At 52.0% G+C, this 17,320-nt stretch carries 15 protein-coding genes; 11 read left to right on the top strand and 4 right to left on the bottom strand.

The features are described from left to right. Positions 1-3: 3 nt before the first annotated feature. Complete coding sequence (locus I2H39_RS14650; RefSeq protein ID WP_195626801.1) at positions 4-1,107, bottom strand: Xaa-Pro peptidase family protein; 1,104 nt, start codon at positions 1,105-1,107, stop codon at positions 4-6. A 223-nt stretch (positions 1,108-1,330) separates the two neighbouring features. Here I2H39_RS14650 and I2H39_RS14645 point away from each other — a divergent pair, with 223 nt between their 5' ends. Then, the gene (locus tag I2H39_RS14645; RefSeq protein WP_138310526.1) at positions 1,331-2,305 is read left to right on the top strand and encodes a uroporphyrinogen decarboxylase family protein; all 975 of its coding nucleotides are present in this window, start codon (positions 1,331-1,333) and stop codon (positions 2,303-2,305) included. Positions 2,306-2,361: 56 nt separating this feature from the next. Here I2H39_RS14645 and I2H39_RS14640 read toward each other — a convergent pair whose 3' ends face one another. Beyond that, a complete protein-coding gene (locus I2H39_RS14640; RefSeq protein WP_138310525.1) occupies positions 2,362-3,024 on the bottom strand; it encodes a GntR family transcriptional regulator in 663 nt (220 codons plus the stop codon). 177 nt (positions 3,025-3,201) lie between these two features. Here I2H39_RS14640 and I2H39_RS14635 point away from each other — a divergent pair, with 177 nt between their 5' ends. From I2H39_RS14635 to I2H39_RS14605, 7 genes are all read left to right on the top strand, one after another. Beyond that, complete coding sequence (locus I2H39_RS14635) at positions 3,202-4,161, top strand: ABC transporter permease (RefSeq protein ID WP_138310524.1); 960 nt, start codon at positions 3,202-3,204, stop codon at positions 4,159-4,161. Then, positions 4,154-5,068 (top strand): ABC transporter permease, encoded by a 915-nt coding sequence (locus tag I2H39_RS14630; RefSeq protein ID WP_138310523.1) that lies wholly within the window; start codon positions 4,154-4,156, stop codon positions 5,066-5,068. The genes I2H39_RS14635 and I2H39_RS14630 overlap by 8 nt, the downstream gene beginning before the upstream one ends. Positions 5,069-5,131: 63 nt before the next feature. Further along, on the top strand, positions 5,132-6,817 hold the full coding sequence (locus tag I2H39_RS14625) for a peptide ABC transporter substrate-binding protein (RefSeq protein ID WP_138310522.1): 1,686 nt from the start codon (positions 5,132-5,134) through the stop codon (positions 6,815-6,817). A 60-nt stretch (positions 6,818-6,877) separates the two neighbouring features. After that, positions 6,878-7,867: an ABC transporter ATP-binding protein gene (locus tag I2H39_RS14620; protein ID WP_138310521.1), complete on the top strand. Its 990-nt coding sequence runs from the start codon at positions 6,878-6,880 to the stop codon at positions 7,865-7,867. Beyond that, positions 7,864-8,841 carry a dipeptide ABC transporter ATP-binding protein gene (locus I2H39_RS14615; RefSeq protein ID WP_138310520.1) on the top strand — a complete coding sequence of 326 codons (978 nt, stop codon included), beginning with the start codon at positions 7,864-7,866 and terminating at the stop codon, positions 8,839-8,841. The genes I2H39_RS14620 and I2H39_RS14615 overlap by 4 nt, the downstream gene beginning before the upstream one ends. A gap of 41 nt (positions 8,842-8,882) precedes the next feature. Further along, positions 8,883-10,277, top strand: a complete 1,395-nt coding sequence (locus I2H39_RS14610; protein WP_138310519.1) for a Sapep family Mn(2+)-dependent dipeptidase — start codon at positions 8,883-8,885, stop codon at positions 10,275-10,277. Between the two features lie 143 nt (positions 10,278-10,420). After that, entirely contained in the window at positions 10,421-11,209 is a 789-nt protein-coding gene (locus I2H39_RS14605) for an SIMPL domain-containing protein (RefSeq protein ID WP_195626800.1), read from the top strand. Between the two features lie 173 nt (positions 11,210-11,382). Here I2H39_RS14605 and I2H39_RS14600 read toward each other — a convergent pair whose 3' ends face one another. After that, positions 11,383-12,744 (bottom strand): MATE family efflux transporter, encoded by a 1,362-nt coding sequence (locus I2H39_RS14600; RefSeq protein ID WP_195626799.1) that lies wholly within the window; start codon positions 12,742-12,744, stop codon positions 11,383-11,385. 175 nt (positions 12,745-12,919) lie between these two features. Between I2H39_RS14600 and I2H39_RS14595 the strand changes: the two genes are divergently transcribed. After that, entirely contained in the window at positions 12,920-14,371 is a 1,452-nt protein-coding gene (locus I2H39_RS14595) for a glutamate synthase-related protein (RefSeq protein WP_195626798.1), read from the top strand. A gap of 6 nt (positions 14,372-14,377) precedes the next feature. Here the strand turns inward: I2H39_RS14595 and I2H39_RS14590 are convergent, their stop codons facing one another. Continuing rightward, entirely contained in the window at positions 14,378-14,926 is a 549-nt protein-coding gene (locus I2H39_RS14590; protein WP_330641013.1) for a ferritin family protein, read from the bottom strand. 734 nt (positions 14,927-15,660) lie between these two features. On the opposite strand from I2H39_RS14590, the gene aspS reads away from it, so the two are divergent. Both aspS and gatC read left to right on the top strand, forming a co-directional pair. Beyond that, the gene (gene aspS / locus I2H39_RS14585) at positions 15,661-16,992 is read left to right on the top strand and encodes an aspartate--tRNA(Asn) ligase (RefSeq protein WP_195626797.1); all 1,332 of its coding nucleotides are present in this window, start codon (positions 15,661-15,663) and stop codon (positions 16,990-16,992) included. 33 nt (positions 16,993-17,025) lie between these two features. Beyond that, positions 17,026-17,319: an Asp-tRNA(Asn)/Glu-tRNA(Gln) amidotransferase subunit GatC gene (gene gatC, locus I2H39_RS14580; RefSeq protein WP_138310513.1), complete on the top strand. Its 294-nt coding sequence runs from the start codon at positions 17,026-17,028 to the stop codon at positions 17,317-17,319. The last annotated feature ends 1 nt before the right edge of the window (position 17,320 follow it).

The raw sequence follows: 17,320 nt of genomic DNA, 5'->3' as shown, positions 1-17,320 counted from the left end.
GCGTCACACAATCATCAGCTCCTTTGTCATGGTATTCAGGGATTCGCAGCCCTTATCAGTAATCACAATTAAATCCTCTATACGGATGCCAAAACGTCCCGGCAGATATATGCCCGGCTCGTTGGAAATCACATTTCCGGTTTCCAGTACACCTTCCCCGCCGGCCGAGGCAAAGGGCGGCTCATGGATATCCAGTCCAATGCCGTGTCCCAGACGGTGGGTGAAGAATGCACCGTAGCCGGCCTGGTCAATGACCCTGCGCCCGGCCAGGTCCATATCCCGGCAGGCCGTACCCGGGGCGGCTGTCCTCAGGACAGCCATGTGGGCTTTTAAGACAATGGAATACACTTCTTTAAATTCATCGGATGCATATCCAACTGCGCAGGTTCTGGTCATATCTGCGTGGTATCCCTTATAGGTCCCGCCAAAATCAAACATTACCGTGTCTCCTGCCTGTATCCTATTATCTGACAGCACAGGATGGGGGGAGGCGCTGCCCGGTCCGCTGGCAATCAGGCCGGGCCCCACTGCGTCAAAGCCCTCTTCCAAACGCAGCTTCATGAGCTGCTCTGACAGCTGACGTTCCGTCTTTCCTTCCAGGCCATGCTCCAGAAGCCTGGTAAACGCCCTTTCTGCCATATCCTGTGCTTTCCTAATCATATCAATCTCTTCCGGCGCCTTGACTTTTCTCAGGGGAATCAGGACACGGTCCGCATTGCTCCACAGAATGCCGGGATACAGTTCCATGAGCCGGAGAAGGGAGCTGCTGAGCATCCTGTTTCCAACGGCTGCTTTTATGTAGGATTTTTTGGAAATGCCAACAGCGGACAGGGCGGAAACCATTTTTACAAACGGGTCCCCACTGTCTTCCCAGAGAATGGGTTCAGCCTGGCAGTCCACCTCCTCCAGATAGTTTTTCTCCATGGCGGGACACAGGAAATAGGAGTCATGCTCAGTAAGGAGCAGGGCAGTCAGACGGTCCGTGGCTGGTTTTGAGTAGCCTGTCAGGTACATAAGGTCAGAGGAAGGCGTGATAACCAACAGGGAGAGGCCGGTGTCCTTCATTAAATTTCTTGCTTTTGCAATACGCTGGTTGTAGATATCCATAAAATTCCCTTTCTTACATTCGATAATAATCCCTTTGCTGATAATATTATAAAACATATTAAGTTTAGAATATATGTACAAAATTCATGAATTAATTTATTAATAATGTCCAAATAATACAAAATATACTTGACATATGCCTTAACTGATAATATTATTGATAATATCAACGGAGAGAATAATTGATACATACATGCATCAAAAAGGGAAAGGAAGTAACAAAATGGAAACCATGACAAAGAGGGAACGTATCAGAAATGTATTGGAAGGAAAACCAGTGGACAGGACACCTGTAGGATTCTGGCTTCATTTTCCGGAAGACATGCATCATGGTGAGAAAGCCATTGAGGCCCATCTGGACTTTATGAAGGCAACGGATACGGATATCCTGAAAATCATGAATGAAAATATCCTATATGATGGGAATACAAAAATTGAGCGTCTGGGAGACATCAGCAAGTTCAGGGGATTTTCCAGAAAGGACGCCATTTTCCAGGACCAGATGGAAATTATCAAGAGGATTGCCGACAAGGCGAAGGGAGAGTATCCCATTATGTCCACCATCCACGGCCTTATTGCCTCCACCTTCCATGAAACAGGGTTTGCAGGCAATTATACCAGCATGGGATATCAGCTTACCTTATTTTGCAGGGAACGTCCGGCTGAGATGAAACATGTGTTCAGGACAGTGGCGGAAACCCTTATGGAATTTTCAGACTGTTCCCTGGAAGCTGGCGCGGAGGGAATCTTTTATGCGGCCCTGGGAGGGGAGCGGAATTTCTTTACAGATGAGGAATTTGAGGAATTCGTGGCCCCATACGAGAAAATGGTGTACGACCACATCAAAAAGAGCACGGATTTCAATGTGTTACATATATGCAAGAGCAATATTGACTTTAACCGTTATAAGGATTTGCATCCGGCCATTGTAAACTGGGGGATTTACGGAAATGATTACAGCCTTACCAAGGGCGCCGGGCTTTTCAGTGACAGCATCATCCTGGGCGGGTTCCCGGACAGGCACGGAGTCCTGGTAACCGGAACAGAGGAGGAAATCCTTCAGCATACCAGGGAGGTCCTGGAGGAAATGAAGGGGAGGCCGTTCATCGTTGGCTCTGACTGCACCCTTCCGACAGAAATTGCCTATGACCGCATTAAGTGTGTGGTGGACTCGGTGGAGAAACTGGAGCAGAACTAAGGCCGGCAATTCAGCGGCATACATCCGGCATAAAGCCGGCGTACATCCGGCATCCGTCAGGTCGTGATGCCGGTACCCAGCAGTTCGTCTTCCATGAACAGGATATCCTTTTTCAGGTATTCATGGGCGGAGAACATGTCATGCCGTTCCAGACTGTCCACAAAAAAGTCGTGGTAACTGGCCTTGTTGGCGGCAATCACATCCTTCTTCAGGGTGTACAGCTGCGCATAGGCCCGGCGGTAGGTGGTCATGGCCTGTTCCATGGCATTGTTTACCTGCTCGTTGCCTGCCAGGCGCACCACTGTCATGTGAAACTGGTAATTGTTGCGCCAGGCTATCCACAAATCCTTTTTTTCCGGATTTACCAGGCGCACCTGGTTTTGGCGCTTCAGTTCCCCGATGTCGGCCAGGGTGATGTTCTTCATGACCTTGGGGAGGCTGGACAGTTCCAGGTAGAGACGCAGCTCCGTCACATCCCGGACATTCTTGCTGCTGATGGAAGTCACCTGATAGCCGCATCTGGGAATGCTTTTCAGCACATTTTCATGGCAGAGCTGGATTAAGGCTTCCCGGACAGGGGATTTGCTGACCTTGAAGTAGGATATCATCTGGTTTTCCGTGAACAGGGTATCCGGTTTTATTTGGCCCTGGCAGATTAGTTCAATCAACTGCTGGTATACGGTGTCCTTTAGTGATAATTTCGGTGGCTGGTTGTCCATGTATGGCTCCTTTTGCATTGGAATAAGCGGAGGGAGAGAATCGCTTTTAATATTATAATAGGCCAATATAAAAAATTTGGCAACGGATTTTTCAAAATGCAGCAGTTCAGAAAGGGCATTTTCCTGGACGCCTGCCTGAACTGCCGCATCAAAATTTGAAATGAGGAGGATATGCAGATGGAACGATACAGGTACATTGCGAAACGGCTGTTGACAGCAATCCCTACCTTCTTAGGCATCACCATCCTGGTGTATGTGGTGGCTTCCCTGGCGCCCAGCTCGCCCTTGGAAATCCTGTTTAACGACCCCTATGCCACGGCAGAGGAGATGGCAAGGAAGAGCAGGGAACTGGGGCTGGACCAGCCTGTCATCATCCAGTATATCAGATGGCTGGTGCAGCTGCTCCAGGGAAACATGGGAATGTCCATCCGGACCAACGGACAGGTGCTGGATATGATACTGGAGCGGATAGGCCCCACGCTGATTCTTACGGGAAGCGCCATGGCCCTGACCATCATCATTGCCCTGCCGCTGGGAATCATGTCGGCTTATAAGCCCTACTCAGGCTGGGATTATATTTCGTCGGGACTGTCATTCATCGGGTCCGCCATGCCCAACTTTTTTGCGGGACTGGTGCTGATTTACTTCTTCTGCATCAAGGTAAAGCTGTTTCCCACCTCCGGTATGTACGACACCTCCGGAGTCAGGACCTGGCCCATGTTCTTCCATCACCTGGTGCTTCCGGCCGTGGTTCTGGCCATCCAGCAGATTGGAAGCCTGATACGCCAGTGCAGAGGCTCCATGCTGGAAGTACTCCAGGATGATTATGTGCGCACGGCCAGGGCAAAGGGGCTTCATGAACCGTCGGTGCTGGTGCGCCATGCGCTGCGCAATGCATGGATTCCTCTGGTATCCTGGTTCGGCATGCAGATTCCCTTCCTCATAGGCGGGGCAGTGGTCACAGAGCAGATATTCGGCTGGCCCGGTCTGGGAAGCCTGATGGTCCAGTCCATCAATGCCAGGGACTATCCTGTTATTATGGGCATCACGGTGGTGATTGCCATTGTGGTACTTTTGGGCAACCTGCTGGTGGACCTGGTGTACGGACTGCTGGATCCCAGGATACGTTATGACTAAGAAGAAGGAAGGTGAGAACATGAAACAGGATGAAAGATTAAAGGATATTCCGGCAAATTCTTATTTTCATGACGTACTTCAGAGATTTTGCGCCCATAAACCGGCCATGATAAGCGCCTTTGTACTGACTTTGGAAATCATACTGGTTATTGCCCTGCCCTACATACTTCATCTGGACCCCTATACATCGGATTACGAGGTGATGTTTGGCTCTGCGCCCAGCGCCCTGCATCTGCTGGGGACAGACGACATCGGCAGGGACATCTTTGCCAGGTTTATTTACGGAGGACGGGTATCCCTGAGCGTGGGTATCATATCCGCGGTTATCAGCATGGCGGTGGGCGTGCCTCTGGGACTTTTGGCAGGTTATTACAGGGGAATTGCCGAGACGCTGATTATGCGCTGCGCGGATGTGTTCATGTCATTTCCGGCCATGGTGCTGATTCTGGTGCTGGTATCCGTGCTGGGGCCCTCTGTGGCAACGGTTACCATAGTTATCGGCGTCCTGGGCTGGCCCAAGTTTGCAAGGCTTATTTACGGAAATGTGCTTTCGGCCAGGGAACAGGATTATGTGGAGGCGGCCAGGGCCATCGGCACAAAGGACGGCACCATTCTGACAAAATACATACTGCCCAATACATTTGCACCGGTGCTTATTTCCTTTACATTCCGTGCAGCCCAGGCCATTATTACGGAATCAGCCCTGAGCTTTCTGGGAATGGGAGTCCAGGCGCCGCAGGCATCCTGGGGAAACATCCTCTATGATGCCCAGTCCATCAGCGTGCTTTCCCAGAGACCGTGGCTCTGGTTTCCGCCTGGCCTGGCCCTGCTGATTACCGTGCTCTGCATCAATTTCCTGGGAGACGGGGCCAGGGATGCCCTGGATACCAAGATGGTCATCAAATAAATTTGGAGTAATAAGTTGAAAATCAACGCCGCAAAGGCTTGAATTAAAAAGGAGGATATAGTAATGAGAAAACGTTCAACAAAAATGACAGCTCTTGCCCTGTGCCTTATGATGGCGCTGTCCGGCTGTTCAGCACCTTCAGCGCCCAGCGATACCAAGGCGCCTGCAGCAACCGCAGCAGGAACAGCCGCAGAGGGCGGGGATGCAAAGGCAGAGGGAAATGCCCAGGAGAATACGGCCGGCCAGGAGCAGAAAATTGTGACCATGGCCATGACGGCGCCATGGGATACCCTGATTCCCTTTAATACCACCAACGCCAACACGGACGCTGTGCTGGAACTGATTTTTGACAAGCTGATAGTGGTAAAGGCAGACGGCTCTTTTAAGCCGCGTCTGGCGGACTCCTGGTCCATGGATGATGAGACTCATACCAAGATTACATTTAACCTGAACAAGAACGCCAAGTGGCATGACGGCCAGCCTGTGACAGCAGACGATGTGGTATACACAGCAATGCTCATGTCCGACCCTGACATCAGCGTGGCCCGCCGTTCCAAGGTAGCTCCCTTTGCAGGTACAGAGGACGGAATCCGCGTGGAGGGAGAGGAGTTCGGCGTGAAGGCCATTGACGCCAACACCGTGGAATTTACGCTTAAGGACCCCACCAACCTGGATTATATGCTGGACATTATGTTCCGCGATTTTTACATCCTGCCGAAGCACTGCCTGGAGGATATTCCTGCAGGGGACATGCTGGCAGCTGATTTCTGGAAGGCTCCCATTGGTTCCGGCCCATGTATCTATGAGTCCGAGATATCCGGCGAGCGCGTGGAATTCACAGCCAATAAGGATTACTACATAAATGCCCCTGAATTTGACCGTTTTGTGGTTAAAATTGTACCTGCATCCAATCTGCTGTCCGGCCTGATGAACGGGGAGATTGATATTGTGGCAGGCGCTGGTATCGGAAATATTCCGCTGAATGACTGGGATATGGCGCAGCAGCAGGAGAACCTGACCACAGAGGCAGTGGAATCCCTGGGTTACCAGTATCTTTCCTGCAACACCAAGAATATTCCCCAGGAAGTACGCCAGGCAGTGAACATGGCCATTAACCGCGACGCCCTGGTCAATAACCTGATGAAGGGCGAAGGCGTACCGGCTCCCGGTCCCCTGGCTCCAAGCCACAGATATTTCAATGAAGCGCTTCTTCCCATCCCTTATGACGTGGACAAGGCAAAACAGATGGTGGAGGACGCCGGATTTGATACCAGCAAGACCTACCGTCTCAACGTGTCAAAGGGCAACGAGGTGCGTGAAAAATCAGCTCCCATGATTCAGCAGGACCTTGCCAAGATTGGCATTAACGTGGAAATCATCACCACAGACCACCCAACCCTGCTGTCCACAGCAAGGAAAGGCGAGTATGACTTTGCGCTGATTGGCTCCGGCGGTTCACCGGACCCGGGCGAGAGCGTGATGAACGTGACACCTGGCCATCTGAACAACTTTTCCCAGAATGAGGACCCGTCCCTGGGCGAGGTGGGAAGAAAGGGCCTGAACCAGTTCAGCTTTGAGGAGAGAAAGCCATTCTACGATGAATACCAGATGATGCTCAGGGAGCAGTGCCCCTTTGTATGGCTTTATTTCCAGAAAGACCTGGTTGCCTACAACAAGAAAATCTCCAATGTATGCTTTGAGGATTACAGCCTTTTGAACCGTTCCGTCTGGGAATGGCATGTAGAATAGTCATTACGCAGCACAGGCACCGGGATATTCCCGGTGCCGGCCCTGCAAAGGAGGTAGAATATGGCACAGCCATTATTAGAGGTTAAACATTTAAAGACACAGTTCAGGACCAAAAGGGGGACTGTGACTGCCGTGGACGATGTGAGCTTTTCCGTAAACGAGGGAGACACCCTGGGCATTGTCGGGGAATCCGGCTGCGGCAAGAGCGTCACTTCCCTGTCCATCCTGCAGCTGCTGCCCCATGCAGTGGGTTCTGTGGCAGGCGGTGAAATCCTTTATAAGGGCGAGGATATTGCCAAAAAAGGGAATAAGGAGATGTGCCGGATAAGAGGCAGGGAGATATCCATGATATTCCAGGACTCCATGACATCCCTGAATCCTGTGCTCACCATTGGAAGACAGCTGGAGGAAACCATCTCCGTACACAGTAGCCTTTCTAAGGATGAGATTAAAAGGCAGGCCCTGGATATCCTTACAAAGGTTGGTGTCTCTTCTCCGGAGCAGAGGCTGAAGGAATTCCCCCATCAGCTGTCAGGGGGAATGAGGCAGAGGGTCATGATTGCCATGGCGCTGTCATGCAATCCCTCCCTTCTGATTGCAGACGAGCCCACCACTGCGCTGGACGTTACCATCCAGGCCCAGATTATCGACCTGATGGTGGAGCTTAAGAAGAAAATCAATGCTTCCATCATTCTTATCACCCATGACATGGGCGTGGTGGCTGAGATGGCCGACTACATCATGGTCATGTACGCCGGCAAGGTTATGGAGTACGGCAGTGCCAGACAGATATTCAAGGAGGCCATGCATCCTTATACACAGGGCCTTTTAGCTTCCATACCCCGCCTTGACAAGGATTCGGACCGCCTGTTCTCCATTGACGGTACGGTGCCGTCCCTGGACAGGATGCCAAAGGGGTGCAGGTTCTGCGCCCGCTGTCTCTATTCCATGGACAAATGCAGGGAGCACCAGCCGCCGGTGTATATCACGGATGACGGACACAAGGTGAGCTGCTGGAAGTATGAGAATCTTAAGGAGGAAAAGGCATGAGCAGCAATGAGACAATCCTGGAAGTCAAAGATTTAAAGAAATACTTTTTCTCCGGCAAGAGACGAAGGGGAAAGGAGCCAAGGGCGGTAAAGGCCCTGGACGGCGTCAGCTTTTCCATGGAGTACGGGGAGACACTGGGAGTGGTGGGAGAGTCGGGCTGCGGCAAGTCCACCCTGGGCAGGACCATTCTGCGTCTTCACGAACCAACGGAGGGGCAGGTGGTTTACCGGGGAAACAATCTGGCAGGATACGGCAAGGAAGAGATGCGCCAGATGCGCAGGGAACTCCAAATCATTTTCCAGGACCCCTATTCCTCCCTGAATCCGCGTATGACGGTCAGGGAACTGATTTGTGCCCCATTGGATGTATTTGCCATGGGAACAAAGGAGGAAAAGGAGGCCAGGGTAATCCAAATCATGGATAAGGTGGGACTTCCGCTGGAATTCATGAACCGCTATCCCCATGAGTTTTCAGGCGGACAGCGCCAGAGAATCGTCATTGCCAGGGCGTTGGTGCTGAATCCCAGATTTGTGGTGTGCGACGAGCCGGTATCGGCCCTGGATGTGTCGGTCCGGGCCCAGGTGCTGAACCTGATGATGGACCTTCAGAAGGAGCTGGATTTGACCTATCTGTTCATTTCCCATGACCTGAGCGTGGTGCGGTATATCTGTGACCGCATCATGGTCATGTATCTGGGAAATGTAATGGAAATTGCGGACAAGAAGGCGCTGTATGAGGATGCAAGGCATCCCTACACCCAGGCCCTTCTTTCAGCCATCCCCATTCCTGATATGGATATCCAGTACAATAAAATCCACCTGGAGGGGGATGTACCCAGCCCCTTTAATCCGCCCCAGGGATGCCGGTTCCACACCAGATGCCGTTATGCCACGGAAAAATGCCGCACCCAGGTGCCGGAATTAAAGGATGTGGGGGACAGGCATTTTGTGGCCTGTCATCTGTATGACGAATAAACGCGCCGTCCGAACGGCCACAAATAGAGGGAAGTAAGAATATGGATGTAAAAGAATGGGTATTGGACCAGAGAGACAATATGCTGGATACTGCCATGGAGCTAATGAAAATCCGCAGTGTCAGCGAACCGGGAACAGGGGAACATCCCTACGGGGAGGGCTGCGCCTTGGTATTGGACAGGGCCCTGGAGATTGGACGGAGCATGGGATTTGAGACGGAAAACCATGGCTACCACTGCGGAAGCATCCTTATGCCGGGCAGGACGGGGAAGGAAATCGGCATGTTCGTCCATCTGGATGTGGTGCATGAGGGAAACGGATGGAGTACAGACCCCTACGTACCCGTGGTGAAGGACGGGTGGCTGTACGGCCGGGGAAGTGCGGACAACAAGGGGCCTGCCGCTGCCGCGCTCTACAGCATGAAATATCTGAAGGAGCAGGGAATACGGCTGGAGCACACCATACGGCTGTATCTGGGATGCAGTGAGGAACGGGGGATGGAGGATATTGAGTACTACACCTCCCATTATCCTACTCCGGAGTTCTCTTTTACGCCGGACGCTTCCTTTCCTGTCTGCTACGGGGAAAAGGGAATTCTGGAAGGGGAATTTTCATGCGGGATTCCGGAGGGCCATGGGGCCATGTTTTCCGCCGGGGTGGCATCCAATGCAGTTCCGGCAGAGGCCCGGGTATACCTGGACCAGGTTGCCTGTGAGACGGTCAGGGCCTATGTGGACAGCCTGGAGAACCGGCAGGATTTTACAGTGTCGGACAATGGCGGCATCCTGGTAAAGGCCTCAGGAAAGACTGCCCACGCTGCCTTTCCTGAGGGGTCTGACAGTGCGGCCGTGAAGCTGGCCCATATGCTGGCAGGAGCTCCCTTTCTGACAGAAGAGGAAAGGACCTGCTTCCGGTTTCTGGACCAGGGATTTGCGGATTATTATGGGGAAGGAATGAACCTCCGGTTTGAGGATTCCCTGTCCGGCAGGCTTACCCTGGTGGGAGGCATGGCCCGGACAGAAAGGGGAAGGTTCATCCAGAATTTCAATATCCGCTATCCGGTAACAGCGGATGCGGCATCCCTGGTGGAGCAGATGAGCGCAGCAGCCAGGCAATACGGCTGGATACTGGACTGGAGCCGGGATAACCCGCCCTGTGTCATTGACCCGGAAAGCCCGGTGGTAAAGGAGCTGACCGCCCTGTGCAGCCAGGTGCTGGGGACAGAGGACAAAGCCTACTCCATGGGCGGAGGCACCTATGCCAGGAAGCTGCCTAATGCAGTTGCCTTTGGACCGGGTATCAGGGGACAGAAAAAGCCCTGCCCTCCCGGACACGGCGGAGGCCACCAGCCCGATGAGTGTGTGAGGATTGAGAACCTTACCAATGCCATGGTGATATACATTGAAGCCCTTAAACGGCTGGATGCCTTGATATAGGTATGATGAAGCCCCTATTTTGACCGTAAATATTAAGAAAGCCGTTAGGTCTCTTTCAACTCTTACGTGCTATACTAAGACCATCACATCCTGCGCAGGGCGCGCAGGTTTGTAAGAACATGTCAAAGGAGGTTTGTGAGGGATTGGAAGAGAACAAGGAGAAAAAGGAAAGGGCAGGTTTCCCGGCCCAGGGCAGGTCCGTGCTTATCGCGCTTATTGCCACAATTGGAGCCATTATCTGCGTCAGCATCTTTACCGGCGGACTGGTGAATTATAAGAAGAGCGGCGGAGGAAGCGGAATCACTGCAACCGGTTCAGCCAGCTGTGATTTTGAATCGGACCTGATAGTGTGGAGAGGCAGCTTTTCGGTTCATGGGAACACGCCAAAGGATGCCTATGCCATTATCAAAAAGGATGCGGAACTGGTAAGGCGGTATCTGGAGGAAAACCAGGTGGCGGAGGATGAGATGATATTCAGCTCCGTGAATATTTCCCAGACCTATACGTCCCGATACGACGATGAGGGCAGGTACCTGGGAGATGAGCCGGAGGGATATGACCTGACTCAGAGCCTGACGGTATCATCCTACGATATTGACAAGGTGGAGAATATCTCCAGGGACATCACCAAGCTGATTGAATCAGGAGTGGAGTTTGAGTCCAATCTGCCGGAATATTATTACACCAAGCTGGATGAGGTAAAGCTGGACCTGATTGAAAAGGCCACTGCCAATGCAAAGGAGCGCATCGACATCATGTCCGCCGGCTCAGGAGCAAAGGCAGGCAAGCTGTTAAGCGCCACCTTGGGCGTGTTCCAGATTACGGCCAAGAATTCCGGGTCGGAATCCTACAGCTACGACGGGTACCTGGATACCAGCTCCAGGAACAAGACTGCCAATATTACGGTAAGACTGAATTATGCGGCAGAGTAGGGAATGAAATGTAAGTACAAGATTAAGAAACACAGCAGCATAGCAGAGAGACGGGCCGTCCGGGAACAGTTTACATTCCCGGACAGCCCGTTTTTGTCTGTGAGTTATCTGGATTTAAATCAGCATGCGGACTTAAATCAGCATCCGCAATCATATGGCTCATCCGGCCGCCGTCAGGCGGCAGGCTGTCCCAGGGGCTTTATCTTATCCAGATAAATCTTGCGGAACAGGACGGAACTGAGCACCACGGAGGTGATTTCAGCCAGAGGCAGGGAGAACCACACTGCGTGCAGCCCAAAGGATTGGGCGAAGAACCAGGCCAGGGGGAGGATACATACAAGCTGTCTGGCCACGGATATAATCAGGCTGTATACGCCGTTGCCCAGGGCCTGGAATACAGAGCCTACGATGATGCAGTAACCTGCAAACAGGAAGCTGAGGCTGATGATGCGGAGGGCGGGGACGCCGATGGACAGCATTTCCTCGTCTGCCTGGAAGAGCAGCAGCAGCTGGGGCGTCATGAGATGGAACACCAACAGTCCGGCGAGCATGATGCCGACTGCAATGCCGATGCTCAGGCGGACCGTCTCCATGATGCGCTTTTTGCTGCGCGCCCCGTAGTTATAGGCTACAATGGGTATCATACCGTTGTTCAGTCCGAATATCGGCATGAAGATAAAGCTCTGAAGCTTGAAATACACTCCGAATACAGCGACGGCTGTCTCAGAAAATCCAATCAGAATCTTGTTCATTCCAAAGGTCATGACAGAGCTGATGGACTGCATGATGATGGAGGGCACGCCCACCTGGTAGATAACAGAAATAGTCTTCCGGTTAGGAGTAAATCCCCTGAAACTGATGCGCACATCCTTGTTTTTGGTATGGTTCAGTACAAGGGCCAGGAACATGGCCACAATCTGGCCGAATACAGTGGCTGCTGCAGCACCCTGAATTCCCATCGCAGGCACTCCGAACAGGCCGAAGATAAGAATGGGGTCCAGTATGATATTGATGATGGCGCCGGTGCCCTGTGTAATCATACAGTAAAAGGTCTGGCCTGTGGACTGGAGAATCCTTTCAAACATCATTTCCCCAAAGAGCCCGAAACTGAAGAGGCAGACAATCTGAAGATACTGTACGCCGTATTCAATGATGACCGGATTGGTTGTCTGGCTTTCAAAGAACAGCCTGGCGCCGAACAGGCCGAAGACTGCAAAGGCCAGGAAGCTTAAGAAGGCCAGGAACAGCCCGTTGACAGCAGCCAGGTTGGCAGCCTTGGGATTTTTCTCCCCCAGGGAACGGGACAGCAGGGCGTTGACACCCACACAGGTACCGGCAGACACCGCAATCAGCAGGTTCTGGATGGGAAATGCCATGGATACTGCGGTCAGGGCAGCCTGGTTAATCATGGATACAAACACGCTGTCCACGATATTGTACAGGGCCTGTACCAGCATAGAGATAATCATGGGCAGGGACATGGATATCAGCAGTTTATTAATGGGCATGACGCCCATCTTGTTTTCTTGGGACATTGTATAGCGACTTCCTTTCTCGTTTGTGCATGAAAGATATTGTAACATTATTTATACAGGTAAGTCAATGATATATGAAGGTATAAAACACTGGACATTGCAGTGTGTTTGTGCTATATTTAAAATAGTAATAATTACTATTATTAAAGGTAAACCAAGAGAAGGGGGAAACAGAATGGCAGTATACCGTTGCAGATTTTGTGGTTCTATTTATGACGAGGAAAAGGAGGGGGTGCCGGTATCTGATTTAAAGGTCTGTCCCGTGTGCATGGTCACGGCTGACAAGCTGGTGAAGACTGAGGACGGAGGCAGGAACCCGGAGAATGGGAAGGGGATGGAGGCGCCGGCCAAAAAGGAAGAGGCTCAGGAAAAATGTGAAGGCTGCGGCGCCGGTACGGGCGAGGCAGAGGCCTATGACCCGGAGTATGCCAGGACCCAGACCGATGCCCGCTATATGGACGAGATTCACGAGATGGCGGTGAAGGGACAGTCCATCATTGCTGCCATGGGAACACAGATGCCCATGCCGGGCTGGGACGATATCCTGTTTCTGGGCGCCCAGCTGAATCCCATGCCATTGGATGAACATGCCCCGGTAAAGACCGAAACCATTATAGGAAAACATGCGGCCAAGCCCATGGTCCTGGACCATCCTGTTTATATTTCCCACATGTCCTTTGGAGCTCTTTCCAGGGAGGCAAAGACAGCGCTGTCCAGGGGAAGCGCCATGGTCCGCACCGCCATGTGCTCCGGCGAGGGAGGCATACTGCCGGAGGAAAAAGCAGCAGCCTATAAGTATATATTTGAATACGTGCCCAACCAGTATAGTGTCACTGACCAGAACCTGAGGGATGCGGACGCCATAGAGATAAAAATCGGACAGGGCACAAAGCCCGGTATGGGAGGCCATCTTCCGGGAGGCAAGGTGACTCCGGAGATTGCCGCCATAAGGAATAAACCTCTGGGCCAGGATGTTATCAGCCCGTCGCGTTTTCCAGGCATTGATACCAAAGAGGATTTGAAAGCCCTGGTGGACAGACTGCGTTTTGTGTCCGGGGGACGGCCCATTGGCATTAAGATAGCAGCGGGAAGGATTGAGAAGGATTTGGAATTCTGCGTCTATGGGGGACCGGATTTCATTACCATAGACGGAAGGGGAGGCGCAACCGGTGCCAGTCCCAGGATTATCAGGGACTCCACCAGCGTGCCCACGGTTTATGCCCTTTACAGGGCCAGGAAATATCTGGACCAGGCGGGGTGCGACGCCCAGCTGGTGATAACAGGCGGTCTGCGGGTATCCTCTGATTTTGCAAAGGCGCTGGCCATGGGAGCGGACGCGGTTGCGGTTGCATCCGCTGCATTGATGGCAGCAGCCTGCCAGCAGTACCGCATATGCGGCACAGGTATGTGCCCCGTAGGAGTGGCAACCCAGGACGCAAAGCTGCGCAGCCGCTTAAGGGAGGACGCAGCTGCGCAGAGAGTGGCTAATTTCCTCAGGGTATCCCTGGAAGAGATTAAGACATTTGCCAGGATTACAGGGCATGACGACATTCACCACATGGATGTGGACGACCTGTGCACCATCAGCAGGGAGATATCGGAGTATACGAATATACGCCATGCTTAAGGCCGTTCAGGAACAATACGCTCCGTAGACCTTTTCAAAAATCTCCACGTGCAGCCGTTCATCCAAAATAATGCGCCGTAAATTCTCTGTGATATTTTCATCCCGTATGTAGGAAATCTGGTGCTGATATTTGCTGATGGCTGCCTTTTCACCGTCAATGACATTGCGCATCAGTGCCCCCAGGTCTTCGGGATACTGGTTGTAGCTGGGGGACCAGTATATCTTCTTGCATCCGTGCTGTGTCCACAGCCGCGGTTCCTCCCCCAGCTGCTGCGCCAATGTTCCGAATATTTCCAGGTGATGCATTTCCACGATGCTGACCTTGTGAAATACGGTGCTGATATCGGGATTGTACCCGGTAATCAGCTGGTTGAAGATATAGAGAGATATGGCGGACATCTCTGAATTGCTTCCGCCTATGTTGTCCAACATCACCCTTGCATAGGCCGGATTTCCGGATTCAGCCTTGATGGGCGGATAGGGTACATCGGAGGAATAATGAAAATCATGGATGGATAACATCATGAGCTCCTTTATGTGTATAGTAATTTCCATATAGCATTTTATGAGGGACAGAGCAAAACTATGACACCCATTGACCTATCATGTCCTGTTTTCCGGCCCTGCCATAGGACGGCGGCTGACACTTTCAATTGTTACAATAAATATTCAGACATGTATGGATTTATTGTCAAATTATCTAAAATTCTTCCCGGAGAAATATTTGCCCTTGACTTTGAATCCGCCATGTACTATTTTAGTAAATAAATAATCAACAGCAATGAAAGAGACTCTGGCCTGAGAAATGTGACAGGAAGGGGGCGTCACCGACTGAGAGCGCCGCCAGGCAGGACTGGGCTAAGGGAACACTCTGGAGCTGGTATATCGAAGCGGTCAGGGACTGAACCGGAGGCTGCCGGGCAGGACGCGGCTGATAGTAGGTATATCCGTTGTACACGTTACGTACATAGAGAGGGGAGCTGGAAACGTATGGCAGTGTGATACGGGACCAGGTCTCAATGCGGGTGGTACCGCGGGAAATGTCTGAAGTAAATCCCGTCCCGGAATGCAGTTACTGTGTTCCGGGGCGTTTTTTTGTTTGTGGGCCAGACAGCCGGCTTGTGTCCATGGAGAAGAGAATGAACCGGAACCGAAACACAGATGTCAAGTGCTCATAGCGAATCACTGCACTAGGCAGTCAAAATACGCCTGCCAAGTGCCAGTGATATGCATCGCGCTAGACATCTTAAAACACAGATGTCAAGTGCTCATAGCGAGGAGAGAGTGCCATGGAATTTATCAGCGGAGTTAAGGAGAAGAAGGTCCTGGATATCAGGGAAGTGCTTGCAGGGGATTATGAGGGCAGGGATATACGGATGAACGGAGCGGTTCACACCATACGCCATATGGGGGAGGTGGCTTTCGTCATTCTGCGCAAGTCCCAGGGACTGGTGCAGTGCGTGTACGAGGCAGGGGTTACGGATTTTGATATCAGGGAATTGAAGGAAGAGAGCACCGTGGAGGTGAGGGGGACTATAAGGGCCGAGGAACGGGCGCCCCACGGATTTGAGATACGGCTGAAGGAAATACAGGTGCTGTCCCAGCCGGCAGAGCCCCTTCCCCTGGCTGTCAGCAAATGGAAGTTAAACACGTCCCTGGAGACAAAGCTCTCCCTGCGTCCCATTTCCCTGCGCAATGTGCGGGAACGGGCCAAATTCAAGATTCAGGAGGGAATTGTAAGAGGATTCAGGGATTATCTTGCCGGACAGGGCTTTACGGAGATACGCACCCCCAAAATCGTGGCAAGAGGGGCAGAGGGCGGCTCCAATGTTTTTAAGCTGGAGTATTTTAATAAGAAGGCGGAGCTGGGACAGAGTCCCCAGTTCTATAAGCAGGCCATGGTGGGAGTGTACGACAGGGTATTTGAGGCAGCCCCGGTGTTCCGCGCTGAAAAGCATAATACCACCCGCCATCTCAACGAATATACAAGCCTGGATTTTGAGATGGGATATATTGACAGTTTTCGGGATGTGATGGATATGGAGACAGGAATGCTCCAGCATGTTATGAGGCTGCTGGAGCAGGAGTATAAACAGGAGCTGGATATGCTGGGAGTGACCCTGCCGGAGGTGGGACGGATTCCCGCTGTCCGCTTTGACCAGGCCAAGGAGCTTGTGTCCCGCAGGTATGACAGGAGGATACGCAATCCCTATGATTTGGAGCCGGAGGAGGAACTGCTCATAGGGCGGTATTTCCGGGAAGAGTACGGCAGTGATTTTGTGTTTGTTACCCATTATCCGTCTAAAAAGCGGCCGTTCTACGCAATGGATGACCCGGCAGACCCCAAATTCACACTGAGTTTTGACCTTTTGTTCCGCGGGCTGGAGGTGACCACGGGCGGACAGAGGATTCACGATTATAAGGAAATAACAGCCAAGATGGAGAAGCGTGGCATGAATCCAGAGGATATTGCTTCCTATCTGATGATTTTCAAATACGGAATGCCGCCCCACGGCGGGCTGGGCATTGGCCTGGAACGCCTTACCATGAGGCTTCTGGATGAGCAGAATGTCAGGGAAGCCGCATTGTTCCCAAGGGATGTGAACAGGCTGGAGCCATAGGAACAGGAATATGACTGAGAGGAGCAGAAAATCATGGCAAACAAAATAAGCGACCAGACAATAGAATACGCGGGCATCCTGGCTAAGCTGGAACTTTCTCCGGAGGAAAAGGAGGAAGCAAAGAAGGATATGGGAAGGATGCTGGATTATATAGATAAGCTCAATGAACTGGACACACAGGGAGTGGAGCCCATGTCCCACGTATTTCCGTTAAATAACGTGTTCCGTGAGGATATAGTAACAAATGGGGATGAGAGGGAGCGCATCCTGTCCAACGCACCCCGGCACAAGGACGGAGCATTTAAAGTGCCCAAGACCGTAGAGTAGG

This window comes from Clostridium sp. 1001283B150225_161107_B6, assembly GCF_015556325.1.
GTDB lineage: Bacteria > Bacillota > Clostridia > Lachnospirales > Lachnospiraceae > Enterocloster.
This window is presented reverse-complemented; position numbering and strand designations above follow the sequence as displayed.

What these genes read in the sequence shown, in the direction of transcription:
- I2H39_RS14650 (WP_195626801.1), bottom strand. Translation starts at nt 1,107, where the DNA reads ATGGATATCTACAACCAGCGTATTGCAAAAGCAAGAAATTTAATGAAG.
- I2H39_RS14645 (WP_138310526.1), top strand. Translation starts at nt 1,331, where the DNA reads ATGGAAACCATGACAAAGAGGGAACGTATCAGAAATGTATTGGAAGGA.
- I2H39_RS14640 (WP_138310525.1), bottom strand. Translation starts at nt 3,024, where the DNA reads ATGGACAACCAGCCACCGAAATTATCACTAAAGGACACCGTATACCAG.
- I2H39_RS14635 (WP_138310524.1), top strand. Translation starts at nt 3,202, where the DNA reads ATGGAACGATACAGGTACATTGCGAAACGGCTGTTGACAGCAATCCCT.
- I2H39_RS14630 (WP_138310523.1), top strand. Translation starts at nt 4,154, where the DNA reads ATGACTAAGAAGAAGGAAGGTGAGAACATGAAACAGGATGAAAGATTA.
- I2H39_RS14625 (WP_138310522.1), top strand. Translation starts at nt 5,132, where the DNA reads ATGAGAAAACGTTCAACAAAAATGACAGCTCTTGCCCTGTGCCTTATG.
- I2H39_RS14620 (WP_138310521.1), top strand. Translation starts at nt 6,878, where the DNA reads ATGGCACAGCCATTATTAGAGGTTAAACATTTAAAGACACAGTTCAGG.
- I2H39_RS14615 (WP_138310520.1), top strand. Translation starts at nt 7,864, where the DNA reads ATGAGCAGCAATGAGACAATCCTGGAAGTCAAAGATTTAAAGAAATAC.
- I2H39_RS14610 (WP_138310519.1), top strand. Translation starts at nt 8,883, where the DNA reads ATGGATGTAAAAGAATGGGTATTGGACCAGAGAGACAATATGCTGGAT.
- I2H39_RS14600 (WP_195626799.1), bottom strand. Translation starts at nt 12,744, where the DNA reads ATGTCCCAAGAAAACAAGATGGGCGTCATGCCCATTAATAAACTGCTG.
- I2H39_RS14595 (WP_195626798.1), top strand. Translation starts at nt 12,920, where the DNA reads ATGGCAGTATACCGTTGCAGATTTTGTGGTTCTATTTATGACGAGGAA.
- I2H39_RS14590 (WP_330641013.1), bottom strand. Translation starts at nt 14,926, where the DNA reads ATGGAAATTACTATACACATAAAGGAGCTCATGATGTTATCCATCCAT.
- aspS (WP_195626797.1), top strand. Translation starts at nt 15,661, where the DNA reads ATGGAATTTATCAGCGGAGTTAAGGAGAAGAAGGTCCTGGATATCAGG.
- gatC (WP_138310513.1), top strand. Translation starts at nt 17,026, where the DNA reads ATGGCAAACAAAATAAGCGACCAGACAATAGAATACGCGGGCATCCTG.